The sequence below is a fragment of the Bradyrhizobium sp. HKCCYLS1011 genome (assembly GCF_051167795.1).
Lineage (GTDB): Bacteria > Pseudomonadota > Alphaproteobacteria > Rhizobiales > Xanthobacteraceae > Bradyrhizobium.
This window is the reverse complement of sequence record NZ_JBNPTT010000006.1, coordinates 209,547-231,317: the sequence shown is the minus strand read 5'-3', so window position 1 is coordinate 231,317 and position 21,771 is coordinate 209,547. Positions and strand designations below refer to the sequence as shown.

Below are 21,771 nucleotides of genomic sequence, written 5' to 3'. Positions count from 1 at the left end.
GAATCGTCATCGCGCTTTAGATTGTTGTTTGAGCATGATCTCCGCGCAAACGCGTTCCGCGTTTGTCGCGAGGGAAAACCGGTTCGCACTTTTCCGGGTCATGCTCTAGGCAAAAGGGAAGTTTGTACATGCAGCTTGGCATGATTGGTCTCGGGCGGATGGGTGGCAACATCGTCCGCCGCCTGATGCGCGCGGGACATTCCACCGTGGTCTACGACCGCGATCCGAAAGCGGTCGCAGCGCTCGCTGCCGACGGTTCGCTCGGCGCCGGAGGGTTGGAGGAGTTCGTCGCCAAGCTCGACAAGCCCCGCACCGTCTGGGTGATGCTGCCGGCCGGCAAGATCACCGAAGCCACGATCGAGCAGCTCACCAAGCTGATGGAGTCCGACGACGTCATCATCGACGGCGGCAACAGCTTCTGGCAGGACGACGTGCGCCGCGGCAAGGCGTTGAAAGAGCGCGGGATGCATTACGTCGATGTCGGCACCTCCGGCGGCGTCTGGGGGCTTGACCGCGGCTATTGCATGATGATCGGCGGCGACAAGGCGGTGGTCGATCGGCTCGATCCGATCTTCGCCGCGCTTGCTCCCGGAGAGGGCGAGATCCCGCGCACGCCCGGCCGCGAGAAGCGCGACGCGCGCGTTGAACGCGGCTACCTGCATGCCGGCCCGGTCGGCGCCGGCCATTTCGTCAAGATGATCCATAACGGCATCGAATACGGCCTGATGCAGGCTTATGCCGAGGGTTTCGACATCCTCAAGAATGCCAGCAGCGAGGCGCTGCCCGCGGATCACCGCTTCGACTTCGATCTCGCTGATATCGCCGAGGTCTGGCGCAGAGGCAGCGTGATCCCGTCCTGGCTGCTCGATCTCACCGCGATCGCGCTCGCCAAGCAGCCCAGCCTCGAGAAATATTCCGGCTTCGTCGAGGATTCCGGCGAAGGCCGCTGGACGGTGAACGCCGCGATCGACGAGGCCGTGCCGGCGGAAGTGCTGACCGCCGCGCTGTTCGCCCGCTTCCGCTCGCGCCAGGAACACACCTTCGCCGAGAAGATTCTCTCGGCGATGCGGGAAGGTTTTGGCGGCCACAAGGAGCCCGAGCAGCATGCCGATCCCGCGCGTCAAGCTGCACCCGAGATGGTCAAGCCGAAGGCATGAGCGATGGCGAACGGATCATATGAGTATCAAAAGCCGGACTCCTGCGCCTTCGTGATTTTTGGCGTCACCGGCGATCTCACGCACCGTCTGGTGATGCCCTCGCTGTACAATCTCGCCGCCGCCAATCTGCTGCCGGAGCGCTTCTGCATCGTCGGCATCGCCCGCGGCGGCATGCCGAGCGAGAAGCTGCGTGAGAACCTGCTGGAGGGATTGCGCAAATTCGCGACCCGTCCGGTCGAGGACGAGATCGCCAAGCGGCTCCTGCAATGCGTGACCTCGATCGAGGCCGATCCGAAGGATCCCGACAGTTTCGACCAGTTGAAGTCACGGTTGGAAAAGCTGGAAGCCAACCGCGAGACCGGCGGCAATCGGCTGTTCTATCTGGCGACGCCGCCGAGCGGGTTTGCCCCGATCGCACGCCAGCTCGGCCGCGTCGGCCTGCTCCGCGAGGACGGCGGCGCATGGCGCCGGCTGGTCGTGGAGAAACCGTTCGGCACCGATCTCGCCTCGGCCAAGGCGCTGAACGACGAACTCCTGAAGCTCGTCACCGAGCATCAAATCTATCGGATCGATCATTACCTCGGCAAGGAGACGGTGCAGAACATCCTGGTGCTGCGCTTCGCCAACGGCATGTTCGAGCCGATCTGGAATCGCCACCATATCGACCACGTCCAGATCACCGTGGAGGAGAAGCTCGGCGTCGGCACGCGCGGCAGCTTCTATGACGCAACCGGCGCGTTGCGCGACATGGTGCCAAACCATCTGTTCCAGCTGCTGTCGCTCGTCGCCATGGAGCCGCCCGCACGGTTCGACGCGCACACCGTGCGTTCGGAAAAGGCCGAGGTGCTGGCTGCGATCCAGATCCAGAGCGAAGCCGAGGCGCTGCAGAATTCGGTGCGCGGGCAATACATCGCCGGGCGCATCGGTGATAGCGGGCTTCCGGATTATCGCAGCACGCGGGACGTCAATCCGGAGAGTACGACCGAGACCTATGCGGCGCTGAAGCTCACCATCGACAATTGGCGCTGGGCTGGCGTGCCGTTCTACCTGCGCACCGGCAAGGCGCTGGGTCTGAAGCGGACCGAGGTCGCGATCAAGTTCCGCCAGGCGCCGTTTGCGATGTTCAGCTGCACGCCGGTCGAGACGCTCGCTGAGAACTATCTCGTCATGGGGATCGAGCCGACCCAGGGCATCACCCTGCAGTTCAACACCAAGGTGCCGGGCCCGACTGTCCGTACCGACGGCGTGCAGATGAAGTTCAACTACAAGGACTATTTCCAGGCCGAGCCGGCGACCGGCTATGAGACGCTGATCTATGACTGCATGATCGGTGACAACATGCTGTTCCAGCGCGCCGACAGCGTCGAGGCCGGCTGGAAAGCGGTGCAGCCCTTCATCGAGGCCTGGAAGAAGGCCGGCCATCACGGCCTGCAGACCTACACAGCCGGCAGCGACGGGCCGACCGCTGCGGCCGAGCTGCTGACACGCGATGGCCGCAGCTGGCGAAAGCTCGATTGACGATGTCAGGCGCGAGAGGCCGCCGACTGATTCGCATCGCCGACAAGGAGGCGATGGCCAAGGCGGCCGCCGAGCAGCTGCTGACGCAGATTGATGTTAATCCCGGCCGGGTCGCGATCTGCCTCTCCGGCGGCTCCAGCCCAAAGCAGCTCTACCGGCTGCTGGCGACTGAACCCTATCGCAGCCGCGTGCCGTGGCAGCGCGTGCACTGGTTCATCGGCGACGAGCGGTTCGTCCCGGCGGGCGATGCACTGCACAATATGGCGATGGCACGCGACGCCTTTCTGAACGCCTGTGCGCCGGCAGCAAAAATCCATGCGATTCCGACCGACACGGCTGATGTCCACCAGAGCGCCCGCGCCTACGAACGCACGCTGCAGGATTTTTATGGAGCTGATCGCCTCGATCCGGCGCGGCCCCTATTCGATCTGGTGCTGCTCGGCATCGGGCCGGACGGCCACACCGCGTCGCTGTTTCCGGGCTCACCGGCGCTCGATGTGCACGACCGCTGGGTCGTCGGCGTCGACCAGGCCAATGTCGCGCCCTTCGTGCCCCGGGTGACGCTGACCCTGCCCACACTGGGCTCCTGCCGCAAAATGCTGTTCGAAGTGGCGGGGGCGGACAAGCGCCCGATCTTGACGCGGGTGCTGTCGGGAGAGAATCTCCCGGCCAATCGCGCCCATTCGGATCAGGAGACCGTCTTCCTGGTTGATTCGGCGGCAACGCCGGAGAATTTGAGTGAACAACCTGACGTCTGACCTGCCCTCTGCACTGGTGATCATGGGCGTGTCCGGCTCAGGAAAAAGCACGATCGGCGAGGCGCTGAGCGCCCGTCTCGGCTGGCGCTACGAGGATGGCGATAGCTTCCATCCCGCCGCCAACGTCGCCAAGATGAGCGCCGGCCATCCGCTGACCGACGCCGATCGCTGGCCCTGGCTGCAGGCGATTGCAGCCGAGATCGAGCGCTGCCGCGCGGCCGGCGAGCATGTCATCATCGCCTGCTCGGCCCTTAAGAAGGCCTATCGCGACATCCTCGTGCACGGGCGCGACGACATCCGCATGGTCTACCTGAAGGGCACCGAGGCGCTGATCGCGGATCGGATCGGTCATCGCAAGGGACATTTCATGCCCCCGGGCCTGCTTGCCAGCCAGTTTGCGACTTTGGAACCACCCGCCGATGAGGAGCATCCTGTCACGGTCTCGATCGATGCGCCGGTCGAGGTGATCGTGGATCGCATCTTGCAAAAGCTCGACATCGAAAAGCTCGACATCGATGCCAGCCGCGCAGCCAACAGGAGCTCCTGATGCCCCCTATCGCGCTCGTTGTCTCCGACGTCGACGGGACCTTGCTCACGCGGGACAAGACCCTGACCGATCGCGCGCGTGACGCGGCACGGCGCCTGCACGAGGCCGGCATCGCCTTCACCATCACCTCCAGCCGGCCCGCGATCGGCATGCGCTTCCTGGTCGAGCCGCTGCAGATCAGCCTTCCGGTCGGTCCCTTCAACGGCAGCTCGATCGTCGATCCCGATATGACGCCGGTCGAGCAGAGCCTGATCCCGACGCGCGCGGCAGAACGCGCACTCGAGATGCTCAACCAGTTCGGGGTCGACATCTGGCTGTTCACCAATGATGCCTGGCTCACCCGCAATCCTGATGGCGACTACGTGCCGAACGAGAAGCGCGCGATCCGCGCCGATCCAACCATCATCGAGGATTTCTCACCCTATGTCTCGAACGCCTGCAAGATCGTAGGTTCGAGCCGCGATTTCGAGCTTCTGGTCCGCTGCGAGGGCGCAATGCGCGAGGCGCTGGGCGACCAGGCGCTCGCCGTGCGCTCGCAAAGCTATTATCTCGACATCACCCCGCCGGGCCGCGACAAGGGCACGTTCGTCGCCGCGACGGCGGAACGGCTCGGGATTCCGCTGGCGGCGGTCGCCACCATCGGCGACATGCATAACGACGTCGCGATGTTCAAGGTCAGCGGGCTCTCGATCGCGATGGGCAATGCCAGCGACGAGGTAAAGGGCTATGCGAAAGAGGTCACGACCTCAAATGAGGACGAAGGCTTTGCCAACGCGATCGACGCGATCCTGAGCGAGAATGCGAAGGGTTGACTGCTGCGGAGATACCCGACGGCGCTCACGACTCCGATCGCTGCATCGCCGGCTTCTTGCTCGTGGCCTTCGCTGCACTCAGATTGTGCGCAGTCGTGACCAGCGCGATGTGCGTGAGGGCTTGCGGGAAATTTCCGGTCTGGCGCCGTGCCTGGGTGTCGTATTCCTCGGCCAGCAGCCCGACATCATTGGCGATCTCGACCACGCGCCTGAACAGCACATCGGCCTTGTCGAGGTTACCCGCCAGCACATGGGCATCAGCGAGCCATAGCGTGCAGGCCAGAAAGGCGCCCTCGATCGGCTCCTGCTCGTCGGGCCGACGCTCGCGCGGATCATGGCGGAGCACGAAGCCGTCGCGGATCAAATGCTGCTCGATCGCCTCGATCGTGCCGCGGATGCGCGGGTCCGAGCAGGGGAGGAAGCCGACGGCGGGTAGCAGCAACAGGCTCGCATCGAGCAGTCTCGAGCCATAGGATACGACGAAGGTGTTCAGCGCGGCGTCGAAGCCCTTCGCGCACACGTCCTTGTGGATCGTCTCGCGCAGGCGGTACCAGCGCTCGAGCGGCGCCTTGAGGCCGAATTTCTCGGCGCTCTTGATCGCACGGTCGAACGCCACCCAGGTCATCACCTTGGAAAATACATAATGGTGGCCCTCGCCGCGGCGCTCCCAGATGCCATGATCGGGCTGGTCCCAGACGTCGGTGAGATGATCGAGCACGGCGCATTCGAGCGACCAGGTGCCGTCATAGAGCTTGAGCTTGGCCATCCGCGCCTGGTGGAAGGCGTCGATCAATTCGCCGAACACATCGAGCTGCAATTGCGCATGCGCAGCGTTGCCGATCCGGACCGGCTGCGACCCTTCATAACCCGGCAGCCATTCCGCCTGCCATTCCGTCAGCCGCCGCTGTCCCATGATGCCGTACATGATCTGCATATGGGCGGGCGCACCGGCCGCGGCGCGCAGCAGCCAATCATGCCAGGCCAGCGCCTCCTCGGTGTAGCCGGAGTTCATCAGCGCGAGCAGCGTGAAAGTCGCGTCACGCAACCAGCAGAAGCGATAATCCCAATTCCGCCAGCCGCCCAGCTTCTCCGGCAGCGATGTCGTCGGCGCGGCAACGATGCCGCCGGTCGGCGCAAAGGTCAGCGCCTTGAGCGTGATCAGCGAGCGCATCACCAGGTCATCGTTCTCATCCTGATAGGTGCAGCGGCCGGACCAGTCGCGCCAAAACCCTTCTGTATCAGCCAGCGCGCGATCAGGATCGATCGCCCGCGGCACCGGCAGATGCGAGGGCGCGTAGGTGAGCACGAAAGGCACGGTCTCACCGGCCTTGATGGTGAACTCAGCAACAGTGGTCATGTTCTCGCCGCGAGTCTCGACCGGCGTGCGCAGCACCGCCATGTCCTGCCCGCAGATCGCAAGCAGCGCGGTTCGGTCCTCGGACCGCTTCACCCAGGGAATATCGACGCCGAAGCCGAAGCGGATGATCATGTCCATCCGCATCGGAACGCTGCCGCTGAGACCGCGGACCATCCGGACCACATCCGAGGCATGGCCGCGCGGGGGCATGAAGTCGATCAGCTCGACGGCGCCCTCGTCGGTCTCAAACCGCGTCTCGAGGATGAGCGTGTTGCCGCGGTAGCGGCGCGAGCTGCTCTTGATCCCGCTCTTCGGCGCGATCAGCCAGCGACCATGATTGTGGTCGCCAAGCAGCGCCGCAAAGCAGGCGTCGGAAGCGAAATCCGGCCAGCACAGCCAGTCGATCGATCCGTTGTGACTGACGAGAGCCGCCGTCTCACAATCGCCGATCAGGGCATAATCTTCGATCCTGCAGGACATTCCACCCTCTGATGCCAACGTCCCCCCATGTTAGAGTGCCCCGCTCCGCAACCTCATTGTTTCATCCCTGCCGCGCTGACGCGCTCCGCTGTGGCCGCCTTCAGCGCGGCGACATCGACAGCGCCGGCGATGTCTTCCAGCGCGATCGGAACTTTCTGCCGCCAGTTCGGATGCTCGTCGATCGTCCCGGGAATATTGGGCTGATCGACCACGCCGAGCAGGTCCTCGAGCGAGACGGCGAGCAGGCGGCATCGCGTCCGGGACAGGAAGCCGATCGCCGAGTGGACATCGTTCTGACCGATGCCATTGTGCCGCAGCACCTCGTCCAGCATGCCGAGCGCGCGCCACCGCTCCTCGTCGGTCTCGCCCGGATCGATCCCGAGCGCACGCTTGGTGTTGAGATCGCCGAACGAGCGCCAGCCGGCATAGGTCGAGAGATCATGCGTGTTGAGGGTGACCAGCGCATTCGGCTGGTAGTAGTCGAGATCGCGGAAGTGACCGTTGTCCTCGCGCTCGAAGATCATCACCTTGTAGGACCAGATGCCCCAGTCTGCCATCTGCTCACGAAAGCCGGGCGGCACGGTGCCGAGATCCTCGCCGATCACCACGCAGGCGTTGGCGACGCTTTCCAGCGCCGTGGCCGCGAGCAGCGCATCGAACGGCATCTGCACATAGGCGCCCTGCCGCGCCGGGAAACCGTGCGGCACCAGATAAAGGCGCTTCAGACCGAGCACATGATCGAGCCGGATCGCGCCGGCATGGCGCATCGAGGCGCGGATCATCTCCCTGAACGGCTCGAACGACCTGAGCTCGAGCCCCGGCGCGTTGAAACCGGCCAGCCCCCAGTTCTGTCCGAGCGTATTGAGCGGGTCCGGCGGCGCGCCGACCGACAGGCTCCGCGAGATCGCCCCCTGTTCGTTCCAGGCATCGAAGCCATCGGATTGCACGCCGACGGCCACGTCGAGATAGAGCCCGACCTTCATGCCGAGCCGATGGCCAAGCTCCTTGCAGGCGCGCAGCTGGCGCTCGGCCAGCCATTGCACATAAGCGACGAAATCCGTTTCCTTCCGGTCCGGTCCCTGCAGCATTTTTCGGAATCGCGCCGCGTCAGGCTGCCGCCATTCTTCCGGCCACTCCCACCACGGCTGCTTGAACCGATGGCGCAGGACCTCGAAGCAGCAGAAGCGCTCCAGAAGCTCGCCGCGTTCGGCGCGATAGGCCACGAACTCCGCTGCATGTGCAGCATCTGCTCCGGCCCTGAAAGCCGCGAAAGCAGCGCGCAGTGCCGGCCACTTCAAGGCGGCGACGGCCTTGTAATTCACCTGCTCGGTCTGCCTGACGGATTCGAGCGCACTGGTATCGATCCCGCCCTGAAATCCCGGCGCCTGCTCGACATCGATGTAGAGCGCATTGAGAAACAGCCGGCTGTTCGGGGCATACGGACTGAAGTCGCCGGGCCGGTCGTCGAACAATGCATGCAGTGGGTTAAGCCCGACACCGTCAGCACCGAGCTCCGCACCGAGCTCGATCAGATCGGCAAGATCGGTGAAGTCGCCCATTCCCCAATTGCGGCCGGAGCGGATTCCATAGAGCTGCACAGCAAGCAGCCAGCCCCGATCGAACTCGCCGCCAAATGCCTTCGGCGGCGCGACGATCAGCGGCAGCTCCTCACGACATAATGATGCATCGATGAGCTGCAGCCGATAGGACCCGACCGGCAGATCGTCCGGCCACTCGATCATCGGCTCCTCGGCCTTGCCGACAGCCACCGCCTCGTCGCCGCGTCTGATCGTCCAGCTGACCGGCAGCTTGGCGGCATCCCCGAGCCGGCTGCGCGCCGGCTGGCCGGTCCGGATCACCACGGTGCCGTCGAGCAGCCGGTGCGGTGTTGGCTGCGGAAAGGATTCGACGATGATCTTCAGCGCCGCTTCCTCGGTGACATGGCGGCGGCCCTGACCATCGAAGAATTCGGTCATGATTCCGAGGCTGTGGGCTTGGCTGAAGAGATCCATTCGGCACGCGTTTCCCCGCAACTGGGTCGGACGTCACGGAATTGTTGTGGGACCACAAGAGGATAGTCTCGCCTAACGCATCGCCCGGGCTTGTGTTCCCGAGGGAACCAAGCTTGGGTGCGCGGCTTTGTATAGGGTGGGCGTCTCGTTTCGGCAACGAAACGGGACGTCAGTTTCTTGTCAATGGCATCACCGTGAACAAATTCACTCAAACCGTCGCGAGCGCCTCCATTCGCGGCTCATTTTCCCCTATTTTGCCCTCTTGTCGGGAGAGCCGCGTGCAGCGGATCGAACCCACCTACCTTTCTCTCCGCCAATTCGTCCGCTGCTGAGAAGCGTGAGGGCCTCATGAACCTGTTGTCATCCCTGGATGCGACCGACCTCGTCACCGATCTCCATGGCGACGGCCTCTGGTACAAGGATGCCATCATCTACCAGCTTCACGTCAAAGCCTTTGCCGACAGCAACAATGACGGCATCGGCGATTTCGTCGGGCTGACCGAGAAACTGGATTATCTGCAGGACCTCGGCGTCACGACGCTCTGGCTGCTGCCGTTCTATCCGTCGCCCGGCCGCGACGACGGTTACGACATCGCCGATTACGGCACCATCAATCCCGATTTCGGGACCATGAAGGATTTCAAGCGCTTCATCCAGGAGGCGAAGCGCCGGGGCCTGCGGGTCATCACCGAGCTCGTCGTCAACCACACCTCCGACCAGCACCACTGGTTCAAGCGCGCCCGCCGCAGCCCGCCGGGCTCCAGCGCGCGCAACTGGTATGTCTGGAGCGACACCGACCAGAAATATCTGGGCACGCGCATCATCTTCACGGACACCGAAAAATCGAACTGGACCTGGGATCCGGAGGCCGGCCAGTTCTATTGGCACCGCTTCTTCTCGCACCAGCCGGACCTCAATTTCGACAATCCGCGCGTGGTCAACGCCATCATCCAGGTGATGAAGCGCTGGCTGGACGCCGGCGTCGACGGCTTCCGGCTCGACGCCATCCCCTATCTCTGCGAGCGCGACGGCACCAACAACGAGAACCTCCCCGAGACGCATGCCATCATCAAGCGCCTCAGGGTCGAGCTCGACAATTACGCCCAAGGCAAGCTGCTGCTCGCCGAGGCCAATCAGTGGCCGGAGGATGTGCAGGAATATTTCGGCCAGGGCGACGAATGCCACATGGCTTATCATTTCCCGCTGATGCCGCGCATCTATATGGCGATCGCCCAGGAGGACCGTTTCCCGATCACCGACATCCTGCGCCAGACCCCGGACATTCCGACCAACTGCCAATGGGCGCTGTTCCTGCGCAACCATGACGAGCTGACCTTGGAGATGGTGACCGACGTCGAGCGCGATTATCTGTGGTCGACCTATGCCAATGATCCGCGCGCGCGGATCAATCTCGGCATCCGCCGACGTCTTGCTCCCTTGATGGATAATGACCGGCGCAAGATCGAGCTGATGAATTCGCTCCTGATGTCGTTCCCGGGGACACCGATCATCTATTACGGCGACGAGATCGGCATGGGCGACAACATCTATCTCGGCGACCGCAATGGCGTGCGCACCCCGATGCAATGGACGCCGGACCGCAATGGCGGCTTCTCCCGCGCTGATCCGGCCCGGCTCTACGCCCCGATGATCATGGACCCGGTCTATGGTTATGAGGCCGTCAATGTCGAGGCCCAGTCGCGCAGCCTGTCGTCGCTCTTGAACGCCAATAAGAAACTGATCTCGGTGCGCAAGACGACGCTGGCCTTCGGCCGCGGCACCATGAGCTTCATCCGGCCGACGAACCGGGCGGTGCTGGCCTATGTCCGGCAGTACAAGGACGAGGTGATCCTCTGCGTCGCCAACCTGTCGCGCTCGGCGCAGGCGACCGAGCTCGACCTCTCCGCCTTCAAGGACCGCATCCCGATCGAAATGCTGGGCCGCACGCGTTTTCCCGCGATCGGCGAGCTGCCCTACATGATCACGCTGGGACCCTATAGCTTCTATTGGTTCCAGCTCAAGGAGCGCGAGAAGTCCGAGCCGGTCGTCCAGCGCGTGGTGCCCGAATTCGAAACGCTGGTGGTGCCGCTCGGCTCGACCTGGGTGTCGCTGGCACGCACCCGCAGCGTGTTCGAGCGCGATGTGCTGCCCGGCTTTCTCACCCGCACCCGCTGGTATCCGGTCCGCCAGCAGGAGGCGATCCATCCGACGCTGACTGCGGCGATTCCCTTCTGCGACATCGGCGACAACCGCCCCTGGCTGATCTTCTTCAAGTCCGGCGAGCGGCCGGAGCCGCTTCGCTATCTGCTGCCGATGCAGATCGAATGGGTGCGTTTCGACCGGGAGCGCTACAACCCGCAAGCCTTCGCGGCCGTGCGCCAGGGCGCGCGCGAAGGCACGCTGCTCGACGTCGCGACCAGCCCGATCTTCCTCGCGCTGCTGCTGCGCAATCTGCGACAGTCGCTGACCGTAGAGGAAAACGGCCTGCGGCTGGAATTCCGCCCGACCGCGAGGTTTCCCGCCGAGCCGATCCGCGAAACGGACCAGGTCAAAATCGTCGAGACCGACCGCTGCAGCAGCAAGGCGGTGGTGGACAATGCGTTCTTCGTCAAAATCTATCGCCAGCTCGAGGCTGGAGCGCATCCCGAGATCGAGACCGGCCGCTTCCTCACCGAGATCGTGGCCTTTCCCAACGTGCCGCCGCTGCTCGGCAGCGTCGAACTGATCCACGAGGGTGAACACCAGGCCGTTGCGACCGTGCACGGCTTTGTCGAGAATCAAGGTGATGGCTGGACGGTCAGCGCCGCCTATCTCGATCGTTTCGTCGACGAGCAGCGCGTCCGCGTGGCGAACGACGATCCGCGCTCGAGCCAGGAGCAGCCGCCCTATCTCCGCTATATGACGCAGGCCGGCCGCCGCGTCGGCGAATTGCACGCGGCCCTTGCATCGCGATCCGACCTCGCCGATTTCGCACCCGAGCCGATCAGTGCCGACGACGTCGACCATTGGGTCGATGCCATCCGCGCGCAGGCGGCCCGCGTGTTCGCGATGCTGAGCGAGCGCCGTGATCGCACCAAGGACGCCGAGCGGGTGCTGGTCGATCAGGTCCTCGCGAGGCAGGCGGACCTTTCCGAACAGCTCAGCACCTTGAGGCCGCAGGATCTTGATGGCCTCAAGATCCGCGGGCATGGCGACTTCGACCTGCGGCAGATATTGATCGTGAAGGACGATATCTTCATCGTCGACTTCGATGGCGACGAAGAGCTGCCGCTCGTCGAGCGCCGCCGCAAGGTGCCGCCGGCGCGCGATGTCGCGGGCTTCGTCCGCTCGATCGACTGCTCGGTGCGCGCTGCGCTTGAGCGCGCCTTGAGGACCGCCTCCGACGAGCATGGCAAGCTCAGCACCGCGCTCATGGGGTGGCGCGATCACGCTGTCGCCGCGTTTCTGACCGGATATCGCGAGATCAAGGCGAATCAGCGCCTCTGGCCGGCTGACCGGCATGCGGTCGAGGCGATGTTGAATTTCTTCATGCTGGAAGCAGCCATCGCCGAACTCGACTATGATCTGGCGCGCCGGCCGGAGCGGTTACGCATCGCGTTGAGTAACCTGCTTCGCGTCATGTCTTTGTCAGTCAGCGAGTCCTCATGACCCAACTTTCTCCCGAGGCGTTTGCGATCATCGAAGGTCGGCATGCCGACCCGTTTCGCTATCTCGGTTTGCACCACGTCGACGACAAGACGGTCGTCCGCGCCTTTCTGCCCGAGGCCTCGCGCGTCGAAGTGGTCGGCGAGCATGGCGAGCTCGCGCCGCTTTCGCGCATCCACGATGCCGGCCTGTTCACCGGAACGCTGGCAGGCGGAGCGCAGCGCTATCGGCTGCGGACCCATTTCGGCGAGCATGTGGTCGATCTCGAGGATCCCTATCGCTTCCCGCCGATCCTGAGCGATTTCGACCTGCACCTGCTCGGGGAGGGCACGCACCAGCGGTTCTACGACAAGCTCGGGGCACATCCGATGGTGCTCGACGGCGTCGAGGGCGTCGGCTTCGTCGTGCTCGCGCCCAATGCGCGACGCGTCAGCCTGGTCGGGGATTTCAATTTCTGGAATGCGCGGCGCCATCCGATGCGGGTGCGCGGCAATGGCTATTGGGAGCTGTTCATCCCGCGCGCCAAGGCCGGGGACCACTACAAATTCGATATTATCGGCCCGCAAGGCGAACACCTGCCGCTCAAGTCCGATCCGATGGCCTTCGCGGCCGAGCTGCGTCCGAAGACCGCCTCCATCGTCATGGACGAAACCCGGCTGCCCCACCCGCAGCCAGCGCCAGCCGGCATCAATGCGCTCGACAAGCCGATCTCGATCTACGAGGTCCATCTCGGCTCCTGGCGACGCCGGGATGGCAATCAATGGCTGAGCTATCGCGAGCTCGCCGAGCAGCTGCCCGCCTATGCGCGCGACATGGGCTTCACCCACATCGAGTTCTTGCCGGTCAGCGAGCACCCGTTCGACGGCTCCTGGGGCTATCAGCCGACCGGCCTGTTCGCGCCGACCAGCCGGTTCGGCTCACCGGAGGATTTCTGTGCGCTGGTGGACGCCTGCCATCGCGAGGGTATCGGCGTCTGGCTCGACTGGGTGCCCGGCCATTTCCCGGACGATCCGCATGGGCTCGGCCATTTCGACGGCACCGCGCTCTATGAGCATGCCAATCCGATGCAGGGCCGCCACCTCGATTGGGGCACGCTGATCTACAATTACGGCCGCACGGAAGTTTCTAATTTCCTGCGGTCGAACGCGCTGTTCTGGCTGGAGCGCTATGCGATCGACGGTCTGCGGGTCGATGCCGTCGCTTCGATGCTGTATCTCGATTACAGCCGTCCGTCGGGCGGCTGGATTCCCAACAAATATGGCGGGCGGGAAAATCTCGAAGCGATCGAATTCCTGCGCCGCGTGAACACGGAAGTCTTCCGCAATTTCCCGCAAGCGACCACGGCTGCCGAGGAATCCACGGCCTGGCCGCAAGTCTCGCGCCCGGTCGAATTCGGCGGGCTCGGCTTCGGCTACAAGTGGAACATGGGCTGGATGCACGACACCTTGCGCTACATCAGCAAGGACCCGATCCACCGCAAATATCATCACGGTGAGATCCTGTTCGGCCTGCACTACGCTTTCTCCGAGAACTTCATCCTGCCGCTCTCCCATGACGAGGTCGTGCACGGCAAGCGCTCGATCCTGGGCCGGATGCCGGGCGACGACTGGCAGCGCTTTGCCAATCTGCGCACCTATTACAGCTTCATGTTCGGCCATCCCGGCAAGAAGCTCCTGTTCATGGGCTGCGAGCTCGCCCAGGAGCGCGAATGGGATCATGATCACTCGCTCGACTGGCACCTGCTCAGCCAGCCGAAATATGCCGGCATCCAGGCGCTGATCCGCGACCTCAACCTGCTCTATCGCAACCAGCCGGCGCTGCATGAGCGCGATTGCGAGCCCGACGGCTTCGAATGGCTCATCACCGACGACGCCGATCGCAACGTGTTCGCCTGGTTGCGCAAGGGCCGCGATGCGCGCACCCGCTGCGTGGTCGTCGTGAATTTTTCGCCTAACGTGTATTACAACTATAAGGTTCGGGTACCCTTCGGCGGCGCATGGCGGGAAGTTTTCAATTCAGATTCCGTTCATTACGGCGGCAGCAATGTCGGCAATATTGGCGAGGTCCATGCCTCTGAAGGTCAAAACGAGCTCAACCTCATCCTCCCTCCCCTGGCAGCGGTATTTCTCGTCCCGGAAGGCTGACTCGATGCGGCTGTCGGCCGGAACGCCCACCCGTCTCGGTGCAAGCTGGGACGGGCGCGGGACTAATTTTGCATTGTTTTCGGCCCACGCGGAGAAGGTCGAGCTGTGCCTGTTCGACAGCCAGGGCCGGCGGGAGATCGAGCGGATCGAGCTGCCGGAACGGACCGAGGATGTCTGGCATGGCTATCTCAACGACATCTCGCCGGGGCAGCTCTATGGCTATCGAGTTTATGGCCCTTACGAGCCGGAGCGCGGCCATCGGTTCAATCCGAACAAGCTCCTGCTCGATCCCTACGCCAAGCGGCTCGCCGGCCGCCTGGTCTGGAGTGATGCGCATTTCGCCTATCGCGCCGGAAGCCCGCGCGAGGATCTCTCCTTCGACCGACGCGACAATGCGCGCGGCATGCCGAAGGCCGTCGTCGTCGACGAGACCTTCAATTGGGGACGGCGCGAGATGCGTCCTTCCATCCCCTGGGAAGACACCATCATTTACGAGGCCCATGTCAAAGGGCTGACCATCAAGCGCGAGGACGTGGCGCCGAACCTGCGCGGCACCTATGGCGGGCTGTCCTCGCCCGCCATGATCAAGCACCTGAAGCGGCTTGGCGTCACCACCATCGAACTGCTGCCGATCCACGCCTTCATCGACGACCGCATGCTGGTCGAGAAAAAGCTCGTGAATTATTGGGGCTACAACACGATCTCCTATTTCGCGCCCGAGCCGCGCTACGCCCAGGACAATCCGCTCGACGCGTTCAGGACCATGGTCGCCCGGCTACACGATGCCGGCATCGAGGTGATGCTCGACGTCGTCTACAACCATACAGCAGAGGGCAATCATCTCGGCCCGACCTTGTGTTACCGCGGCATCGACAACGCCTCCTACTACTGGCTGAAGCCCGACAACCCGCGTTACTACGACGACTTCACCGGCTGCGGCTCGTCGGTCAATCTCACCCATCCGCGCGTGCTGCAGATGGTGATGGACTCGCTGCGCTACTGGGTCGAAGTCTGCCATGTCGACGGCTTCCGCTTCGACCTTGCCACCACCTTGGCGCGTGGCCCGCACGGCTATGATCGCGCCAGCGCCTTCCTCACCGCGATCCGGCAGGACCCGATCCTGGCCGGCGTGAAGCTCGTGGCCGAGCCCTGGGACGTCGGTCTCGGCGGTTATCAGGTCGGTGCGTTTCCGTCGCAATGGTCGGAATGGAACGACCGCTATCGTAGCGCCATGCGGCGCTATTGGAGCGGCCAGGGCAGCCTGATCGGGGAAGTCTCGAGCCGGATGACCGGCTCGTCCGACCTGTTCAATCATGACGGGCGCACGCAGCGCGCCAGCGTCAACCACGTCACCGTCCATGACGGTTTCACGCTCGCCGACCTCTTCAGCTACAATTCGAAGCACAACGAGGCCAATGGCGAGGACAACCGCGACGGCTCCAACGACAATCACAGCAACAATTGCGGCGTCGAGGGACCGACCGACGATCCCGCGATCAACGCGTTGCGCCGGCAGCTCCGCAAGAACCAGCTCGCCTGTCTGTTCCTCGCGCAAGGTCTGCCGCTTCTGCTCGCCGGCGACGAGGTCGGCAATTCGCAGAACGGCAACAACAATGCCTATTGCCAGGACAACGAGGTCGGCTGGGTCGATTGGGGCAGAATGGGACGCGAAGGCGACGATCTCGTCGACTTCATCGCACACATCACCGAACTGCGCCGCAGGTTCGGTCAGATCCGCGCCCGCCGCTGGCTCGATGGCCGGCGCCCTGACGGCAGTTTCGGCGTGCTCTGGCTTACGCCGTCGGCACAGGAGATGACGCAGGAAGACTGGACGTTCCCCGATGGGCGATTTCTCGCCTATGTGCTCGGTCCGGTGGAACCGGAGCAGTTGCCGATCTTTATCGTCCTGAACGCGGCCCCCGAAGAGATCGGATTCAATTTGCCCAAGCTCGCCGAATACAAGACGTGGCAACAGGTTCTCGATACGACGGAAGCCAAGCAGACGCCGGCAGACTTCGCTTCCGGCGCCGAACTCGTGGCGCCGCCCCGCTCCGTGCTGGCCTTCGCAGGCCTGTCATGAGGCCGCGTCAGTTTGGTCCTCGCCTGACCAAGGACGGCGTCTCGTTCCGCCTATGGGCTCCGGGTGCCGAGCGCGTCGACCTCGTGCTGGACACGCCACGGCCGATGCAGCGGAGCGAGGACGGCTGGTATGTGCTCGACGTCCCCGGTGTCGGCGCGGGGACGCGCTACAAATTCCTGATCGACGGCGAGCTCGATGTGCCCGATCCCGGCTCTGATTTCCAACCCGAGGACGTCTTTGGTCCGAGCGAGGTCATCGATCACGCCAACTTCGCCTGGCGCGCCAAGGACTGGCGCGGCCGCCCCTGGCAGGATGCAGTATTCCTCGAAAGCCATGTCGGCACGTTCACGCCGGAGGGCAGCTATCGCGCGATGATCGACAAGCTCGACCATCTGGTGGAGACCGGCATCACAGCGCTCGAGCTGATGCCGCTGGCGGATTTCGCAGGGACCCGCAACTGGGGCTATGACGGCGTGCTGCTCTATGCCCCGGACAGTGCCTACGGCCGCCCCGATGATCTGCGCACGCTGATCGACGAAGCACATCTGCGCGGGCTCATGGTGTTCCTCGACGTCGTCTACAACCATTTCGGCCCGGAAGGGAATTATATCGGCCGCTATGCGCCGACCTTCTTCACCGACGCGCACACGCCCTGGGGCAGCGCCATCGACTATGGCCTGCCCGAGGTGCGCGCCTATGCGATCGAGAACGCGCTGCATTGGCTGACCGATTACAGATTCGACGGCCTGAGATTCGATGCCATCAACCACATCCTGACGCCGCCAGGGGACGTGCCGATGCTGCATGAGCTGAGTGCAGCGGCCGGCGAGCTCGCGGAGGAGACAGGACGCGATATCCATCTCGTGCTGGAGAACGGCGACAACCTCGCCAGCATGTTGGATTCGACAGAAGATCCTCCGCACGGCAAGTTCCGGGCGCAGTGGAACGACGACTATCACCACGTCTGGCACGTGATGCTGACCGACGAGGACGCCGGCTATTACGGCGACTATCAGGACTCTCCGCGCGGTGGCCTGGCCCGGACGCTCGGCTCCGGCTTCGTCTACCAGGGCGAGCCGGCCGCGTTCTGGGGCGGCAATCCACGCGGCGAGCCGAGCGGGCATCTGGCACCGGGCGCCTTCGTCAACTTCCTGCAGAACCATGACCAGATCGGCAACCGGGTGTTTGGCGACCGGTTGGAGGCTCTGGCACCCGCCGAGGGCATCCAGGCCGCGCTGGCCGTCACCCTGCTCGCGCCGACCGTGCCGATGCTGTTCATGGGCGATGAATGGGGCTCGACGCGGCCGTTCCCGTTCTTCTGCGATTTCAAGGGCGACCTTGCACATGCCGTCCGCAAGGGCCGCCGCACCGAATATGCGTGGGCCTACGCCAAATATGGCGATGAGGTCCCCGATCCCCTGGACATCGAGACATTCAGGTCCGCGGTGATCGATTGGGAGGCGTGCAACACGAGCCCGGGCAAGGAACGCTTGGCGCTGGTGCGCGACCTGCTTAGGCTGCGTCACAAGGAGATCGCGCCAAGGCTTCCCGGCGCGCGCTTCGGCGAAGCTCATGTGACCGACGATGGGCGCCTCACCGCCTATTGGCTGATGGGCGACGGCACCAAATTGCGGCTGCTCGCCAATGTCTCGGGCAAGGAGATCGCAGGTCCTTCGTCGGAATTCCCTGGCACGCTGATCTGGGGCGGGACGCCCGCTGATTGCCTGCCGCCCTGGTCCGTGTTCTGGAGCATCGGAGGGTAACATGCCTCCGGCCATCCCGCTCGCCACCTATCGCCTGCAACTCACCGCAAATTTCAACTTCGACGCCGCTGCGCGCGTCGTGCCCTATCTGAAGGCCCTCGGCATCAGCCACCTCTATGCCTCGCCGTTCATGAAGGCGCGCAAAGGCTCGATGCACGGCTACGACATCACCGACCACACCAAGTTCAATCCGGAGCTGGGCGGCGAAGAAGGTTTTGCGCGGCTCGCTGCCGCACTGCAAGACAACGACCTCGGACTGATCCTCGACTTCGTGCCGAACCATGTGGGCGTTCACTACGACGACAATCCCCGGTGGCTCGACGTGCTCGAATGGGGCCAGGCGTCGCCGCATGCAGCGTCGTTCGACATCGACTGGGACCAACTCCCCTATCGCGCCCGCGGCGGCGTGCTACTGCCCATCCTTGGCTCATTCTACGGGGACGCCCTGGAACACGGCGAGATCGAGCTGCGCTATGACGCCAATGAAGGCAGCTTTTCCTGCTGGTATTTCGAGCACCGGCTGCCGATCGCACCAGAGCGCTATGGCGAGATCCTGCGGGTGATCGTCAAGGACACCGGCGCCGAACAGAGCGAGGCCGGCGAAAAGATCCTGGAGCTCGCCTCGCGCTATCGCGGCCTCCGCCACCCCAACCGCAAGGAGGCGCCCGCCTTCAAGGCGGAGCTGAAGGACATCCCCGGCGCAGCCGACATCATCGGACAAGGGCTCGCCGCCTATCGCGCCGGCCCTGACCGCCCGGCTCAGACGTTGGCCCTGCATCATCTCCTGGAGCGGCAGCACTACAAGCTCGGGCATTGGCGGCTCGCCTCCAGCGATATCAACTATCGCCGCTTTTTCGACGTCAATACGCTTGCCGGCCTGCGCGTCGAGGACGCCGGCACGTTCGAGGCGATCCATCGGCTGGTGAAGAAGCTGATCGCCGACGGCCAGTTGCAGGGACTGCGGCTCGACCATATCGATGGTCTGCGCGACCCCGCACAATATTTCCAGCGGCTACGCCGATTGATCCGCGACGCGCGCGGACCGGCCGCACAGCCGTTCTACGTCGTGATCGAGAAGATCGTCTGCGAGCACGAGAAGCTGCCGCACTTCGCCGGCGTGCACGGCACCACCGGCTACGAGTGGATGAATGTCATCACCCAGGTGCTGATCGATCGCAAAGGCCTCGAGCCGCTCGACGAGATCTGGCGCCAGATCAGCAACATCTCGCCGCGGTTGGAGCCACTGCTCAAAGCGGCCAAACGACGTGTGCTGGAAACTCTGCTGACGAGTGAATTCACCGTGCTGACGCGCCTGCTCGCGCGCATTGCCAACGGGCACTATTCGACGCGCGACTATTCGGAAGACAGTTTGCGCCAGGCGCTCGAACTCTACGTGCTCCATTTCCCGGTCTATCGCACCTATCTCACGGGCGCGGGCCCGACCGCGGCGGATCGCGCCCTGATCGATCGCGCGATCGAACGGGCGCGCGCCGAATGGTTCGCGTCCGACGGCTCGATCTTCGATTTCCTGCGCGACGCGCTCACGATGGATCTTGTCAAGGGCGATCGCCATGCGACACACAGCGCGCCACGCGTTCGGCGATTCGCCCTGAAGGTGCAGCAGTTCACCGGCCCGATGATGGCAAAGTCGCTGGAGGATACCGCCTTCTACCGCTACCATCGGCTCTTGGCGCTGAATGAGGTCGGCGGCGATCCGGCTGCGCAGGGCCTGTCGATTGCTGATTTCCACGCATTGATGCGGCAGCGTGCCAGGGATTGGCCGCACGGCCTGACTGCCACCGCGACACATGACACCAAGCGCGGCGAAGACGCCCGCACACGCTTGATGGCGCTGACCGAACTGCCCAACGACTGGACCTCGACGGTCGCGCGCTGGAAGCTGCTGAACGCGCCGAACGTGGTGACCGAAGGCAACATGCGCGCGCCCTCGGCGGCTTTCGAATACATGATGTACCAGACCTTGATCGGAATTTGGCCAGTGCATGGAGCTGCCGACACCTTGCCGGAGCGGCTGCAGGCCTATGCGCTGAAGGCTGCGCGCGAAGGCAAGCAGGAGACATCCTGGCTCAATCCTAACGAGGCGTATGAGAAAGGCTTGCGCCTCTTCATCGAGCGCATCCTCGATCGGGGGCGGTCACCGGAATTCCTGCAGTCGCTGGAGACATTGGCGAAGCGTATTGCGCTGTTGGGCGCGCTGAATTCGCTGAGCCAGATCACGTTGAAAGCGACGATGCCGGGCGTGCCCGATTTCTATCAGGGCACCGAATTCTGGGATCTCTCGATGGTCGATCCCGACAATCGGCGACCGGTCGATTTTGCGGCACGCGAGGCGGCATTGCGCGAGGTCGAGGACCCGGACTGGGCGAGCCTGACGCAACATTGGCCGGATGGACGGATCAAGCTGGCCTGGACGCGGCACTTGCTGAAATTGCGGAACGAGATGGCGCTGGTGTTCACGGAAGGCAGCTACGAGCCGTTGGAGGTCAGCGGCCCACACCGCGAGCACATCATCGCTTTTGCGCGGCGGCGCGGACGTGATGCCGCAATCACCATTGTCGCTCGCGCGTTTGCGCCGTTGACTGATAGTGGCCGCGTCTGGCCGGGCCCGAACGCCTTCGATGCCGCGGTGAGCCTTGAAGGCTACAGAATCGTGGACGGGGACCACGTGAGCGCGCTGCCGGTGTCCTCCCTGTTCAGCCATCTGCCGGCGGCCGTGATCGGCGCCCGGGCAGACCGTGCCGTGCATCCACTTCAGAAGCCGGCGGCTGCGCAGGCGGATGCTTCCACCGGTTAGCTCTTCTTCGACAACAGCAGCTGCCCGCGGCTGCGAATGGCGGCCTGCGCGGCTTCCGCAAAGCGCTGCAGCAACCAGGGCAGAACGACCTCCACGCGGACATGATCGTCAGCGACATTGATCTGGCCTGAGGCCGCCTGACCGAGCGCGCGAACGCGAAAGAACATCTGGTCGCCATCCCAGCGTTCCTCGTCGACTTTTAGCACCGGCACGCTGGCGGCGGCCCGCGTGAGCCCGTTCTGCAGACGGCGAACCGCCTCATCCTTGCCGAGACGATGCGGGATCGAGATGACGAGTGGCGCAGACATCGGAAATCTCCTTCCTGCCAATCGCTTAGATGTAGTTACGCCACCTGCGGCTGCAAAGACACAGCCCGCATTTTCCCTGCCCCCATTCCGGAACTTTCGAAGTTCCCGTCAGTTTCCTCGGCGAACGAAAGTGCAATCTCACCCCAAGCGGGGCTGGAGGAGGGACTATCATGTCAATCGGAACAATCATCCTGATCATTCTCGTGATCGCGCTGCTCGGCGGCTTTTCCGGGATCGGGGGCGGACCGTTCTACGGCACCGGCTATTATGGCGGTGGCGGTCTCGGGCTGATCATCGTGATCATTCTGATCCTGGTCCTGCTCGGACGCATCTGATCCGAACACATCATTGATGACCGCCGGATCGGGCATGGCA

The 21,771-nt window shown here is 63.8% G+C and carries 14 protein-coding genes; 11 read left to right on the top strand and 3 right to left on the bottom strand.

From position 1 onward, the window contains the following. Window positions 1-128: 128 nt before the first annotated feature. The 5 genes from gnd to ACQR1W_RS21535 are packed head-to-tail and all read left to right on the top strand — an operon-like array spanning window position 129 to window position 4,792. Window positions 129-1,157 (top strand): phosphogluconate dehydrogenase (NAD(+)-dependent, decarboxylating), encoded by a 1,029-nt coding sequence (gnd, locus tag ACQR1W_RS21555; protein ID WP_434852679.1) that lies wholly within the window; start codon window positions 129-131, stop codon window positions 1,155-1,157. 3 nt (window positions 1,158-1,160) lie between these two features. Further along, window positions 1,161-2,675: a glucose-6-phosphate dehydrogenase gene (gene zwf / locus ACQR1W_RS21550; protein ID WP_434852678.1), complete on the top strand. Its 1,515-nt coding sequence runs from the start codon at window positions 1,161-1,163 to the stop codon at window positions 2,673-2,675. Window positions 2,676-2,677: 2 nt separating this feature from the next. Then, window positions 2,678-3,433 (top strand): 6-phosphogluconolactonase, encoded by a 756-nt coding sequence (gene pgl / locus ACQR1W_RS21545; RefSeq protein ID WP_434852677.1) that lies wholly within the window; start codon window positions 2,678-2,680, stop codon window positions 3,431-3,433. Next, window positions 3,414-3,980 carry a gluconokinase gene (locus ACQR1W_RS21540; protein ID WP_434852676.1) on the top strand — a complete coding sequence of 189 codons (567 nt, stop codon included), beginning with the start codon at window positions 3,414-3,416 and terminating at the stop codon, window positions 3,978-3,980. The genes pgl and ACQR1W_RS21540 overlap by 20 nt, the downstream gene beginning before the upstream one ends. Continuing rightward, window positions 3,980-4,792 carry an HAD family hydrolase gene (locus ACQR1W_RS21535; RefSeq protein ID WP_434852675.1) on the top strand — a complete coding sequence of 271 codons (813 nt, stop codon included), beginning with the start codon at window positions 3,980-3,982 and terminating at the stop codon, window positions 4,790-4,792. Before ACQR1W_RS21540 ends, ACQR1W_RS21535 begins: the two co-directional genes overlap by 1 nt. Before the next feature lie 25 nt (window positions 4,793-4,817). On the opposite strand, the gene ACQR1W_RS21530 is transcribed toward ACQR1W_RS21535, so the two are convergent. Together ACQR1W_RS21530 and malQ are read right to left on the bottom strand one after the other, a co-directional pair. Further along, window positions 4,818-6,629, bottom strand: a complete 1,812-nt coding sequence (locus ACQR1W_RS21530; protein WP_434852674.1) for a glycoside hydrolase family 15 protein — start codon at window positions 6,627-6,629, stop codon at window positions 4,818-4,820. A gap of 53 nt (window positions 6,630-6,682) precedes the next feature. Continuing rightward, entirely contained in the window at window positions 6,683-8,641 is a 1,959-nt protein-coding gene (gene malQ / locus ACQR1W_RS21525; protein WP_434852673.1) for a 4-alpha-glucanotransferase, read from the bottom strand. Window positions 8,642-8,989: 348 nt separating this feature from the next. Here malQ and treS point away from each other — a divergent pair, with 348 nt between their 5' ends. From treS to treY, 5 genes are read left to right on the top strand one after another with little or no spacing between them, the layout of a single operon-like run. Next, window positions 8,990-12,289: a maltose alpha-D-glucosyltransferase gene (gene treS, locus ACQR1W_RS21520; protein WP_434852672.1), complete on the top strand. Its 3,300-nt coding sequence runs from the start codon at window positions 8,990-8,992 to the stop codon at window positions 12,287-12,289. Beyond that, window positions 12,286-14,430: a 1,4-alpha-glucan branching protein GlgB gene (gene glgB, locus ACQR1W_RS21515; protein ID WP_434852671.1), complete on the top strand. Its 2,145-nt coding sequence runs from the start codon at window positions 12,286-12,288 to the stop codon at window positions 14,428-14,430. Before treS ends, glgB begins: the two co-directional genes overlap by 4 nt. A gap of 4 nt (window positions 14,431-14,434) precedes the next feature. Further along, complete coding sequence (gene glgX, locus ACQR1W_RS21510) at window positions 14,435-16,510, top strand: glycogen debranching protein GlgX (RefSeq protein WP_434852670.1); 2,076 nt, start codon at window positions 14,435-14,437, stop codon at window positions 16,508-16,510. Continuing rightward, the gene (gene treZ / locus ACQR1W_RS21505) at window positions 16,507-18,273 is read left to right on the top strand and encodes a malto-oligosyltrehalose trehalohydrolase (RefSeq protein WP_434852669.1); all 1,767 of its coding nucleotides are present in this window, start codon (window positions 16,507-16,509) and stop codon (window positions 18,271-18,273) included. The genes glgX and treZ overlap by 4 nt, the downstream gene beginning before the upstream one ends. Before the next feature lies 1 nt (window position 18,274). After that, entirely contained in the window at window positions 18,275-21,088 is a 2,814-nt protein-coding gene (treY, locus tag ACQR1W_RS21500) for a malto-oligosyltrehalose synthase (protein WP_434852668.1), read from the top strand. Here the strand turns inward: treY and ACQR1W_RS21495 are convergent. Further along, window positions 21,085-21,396 (bottom strand): polyhydroxyalkanoic acid system family protein, encoded by a 312-nt coding sequence (locus tag ACQR1W_RS21495; protein WP_434852667.1) that lies wholly within the window; start codon window positions 21,394-21,396, stop codon window positions 21,085-21,087. The genes treY and ACQR1W_RS21495 overlap by 4 nt on opposite strands. A 170-nt stretch (window positions 21,397-21,566) precedes the next feature. Between ACQR1W_RS21495 and ACQR1W_RS21490 the strand changes: the two genes are divergently transcribed. Continuing rightward, on the top strand, window positions 21,567-21,731 hold the full coding sequence (locus ACQR1W_RS21490; RefSeq protein WP_008967756.1) for a DUF3309 family protein: 165 nt from the start codon (window positions 21,567-21,569) through the stop codon (window positions 21,729-21,731). The last annotated feature ends 40 nt before the right edge of the window (window positions 21,732-21,771 follow it).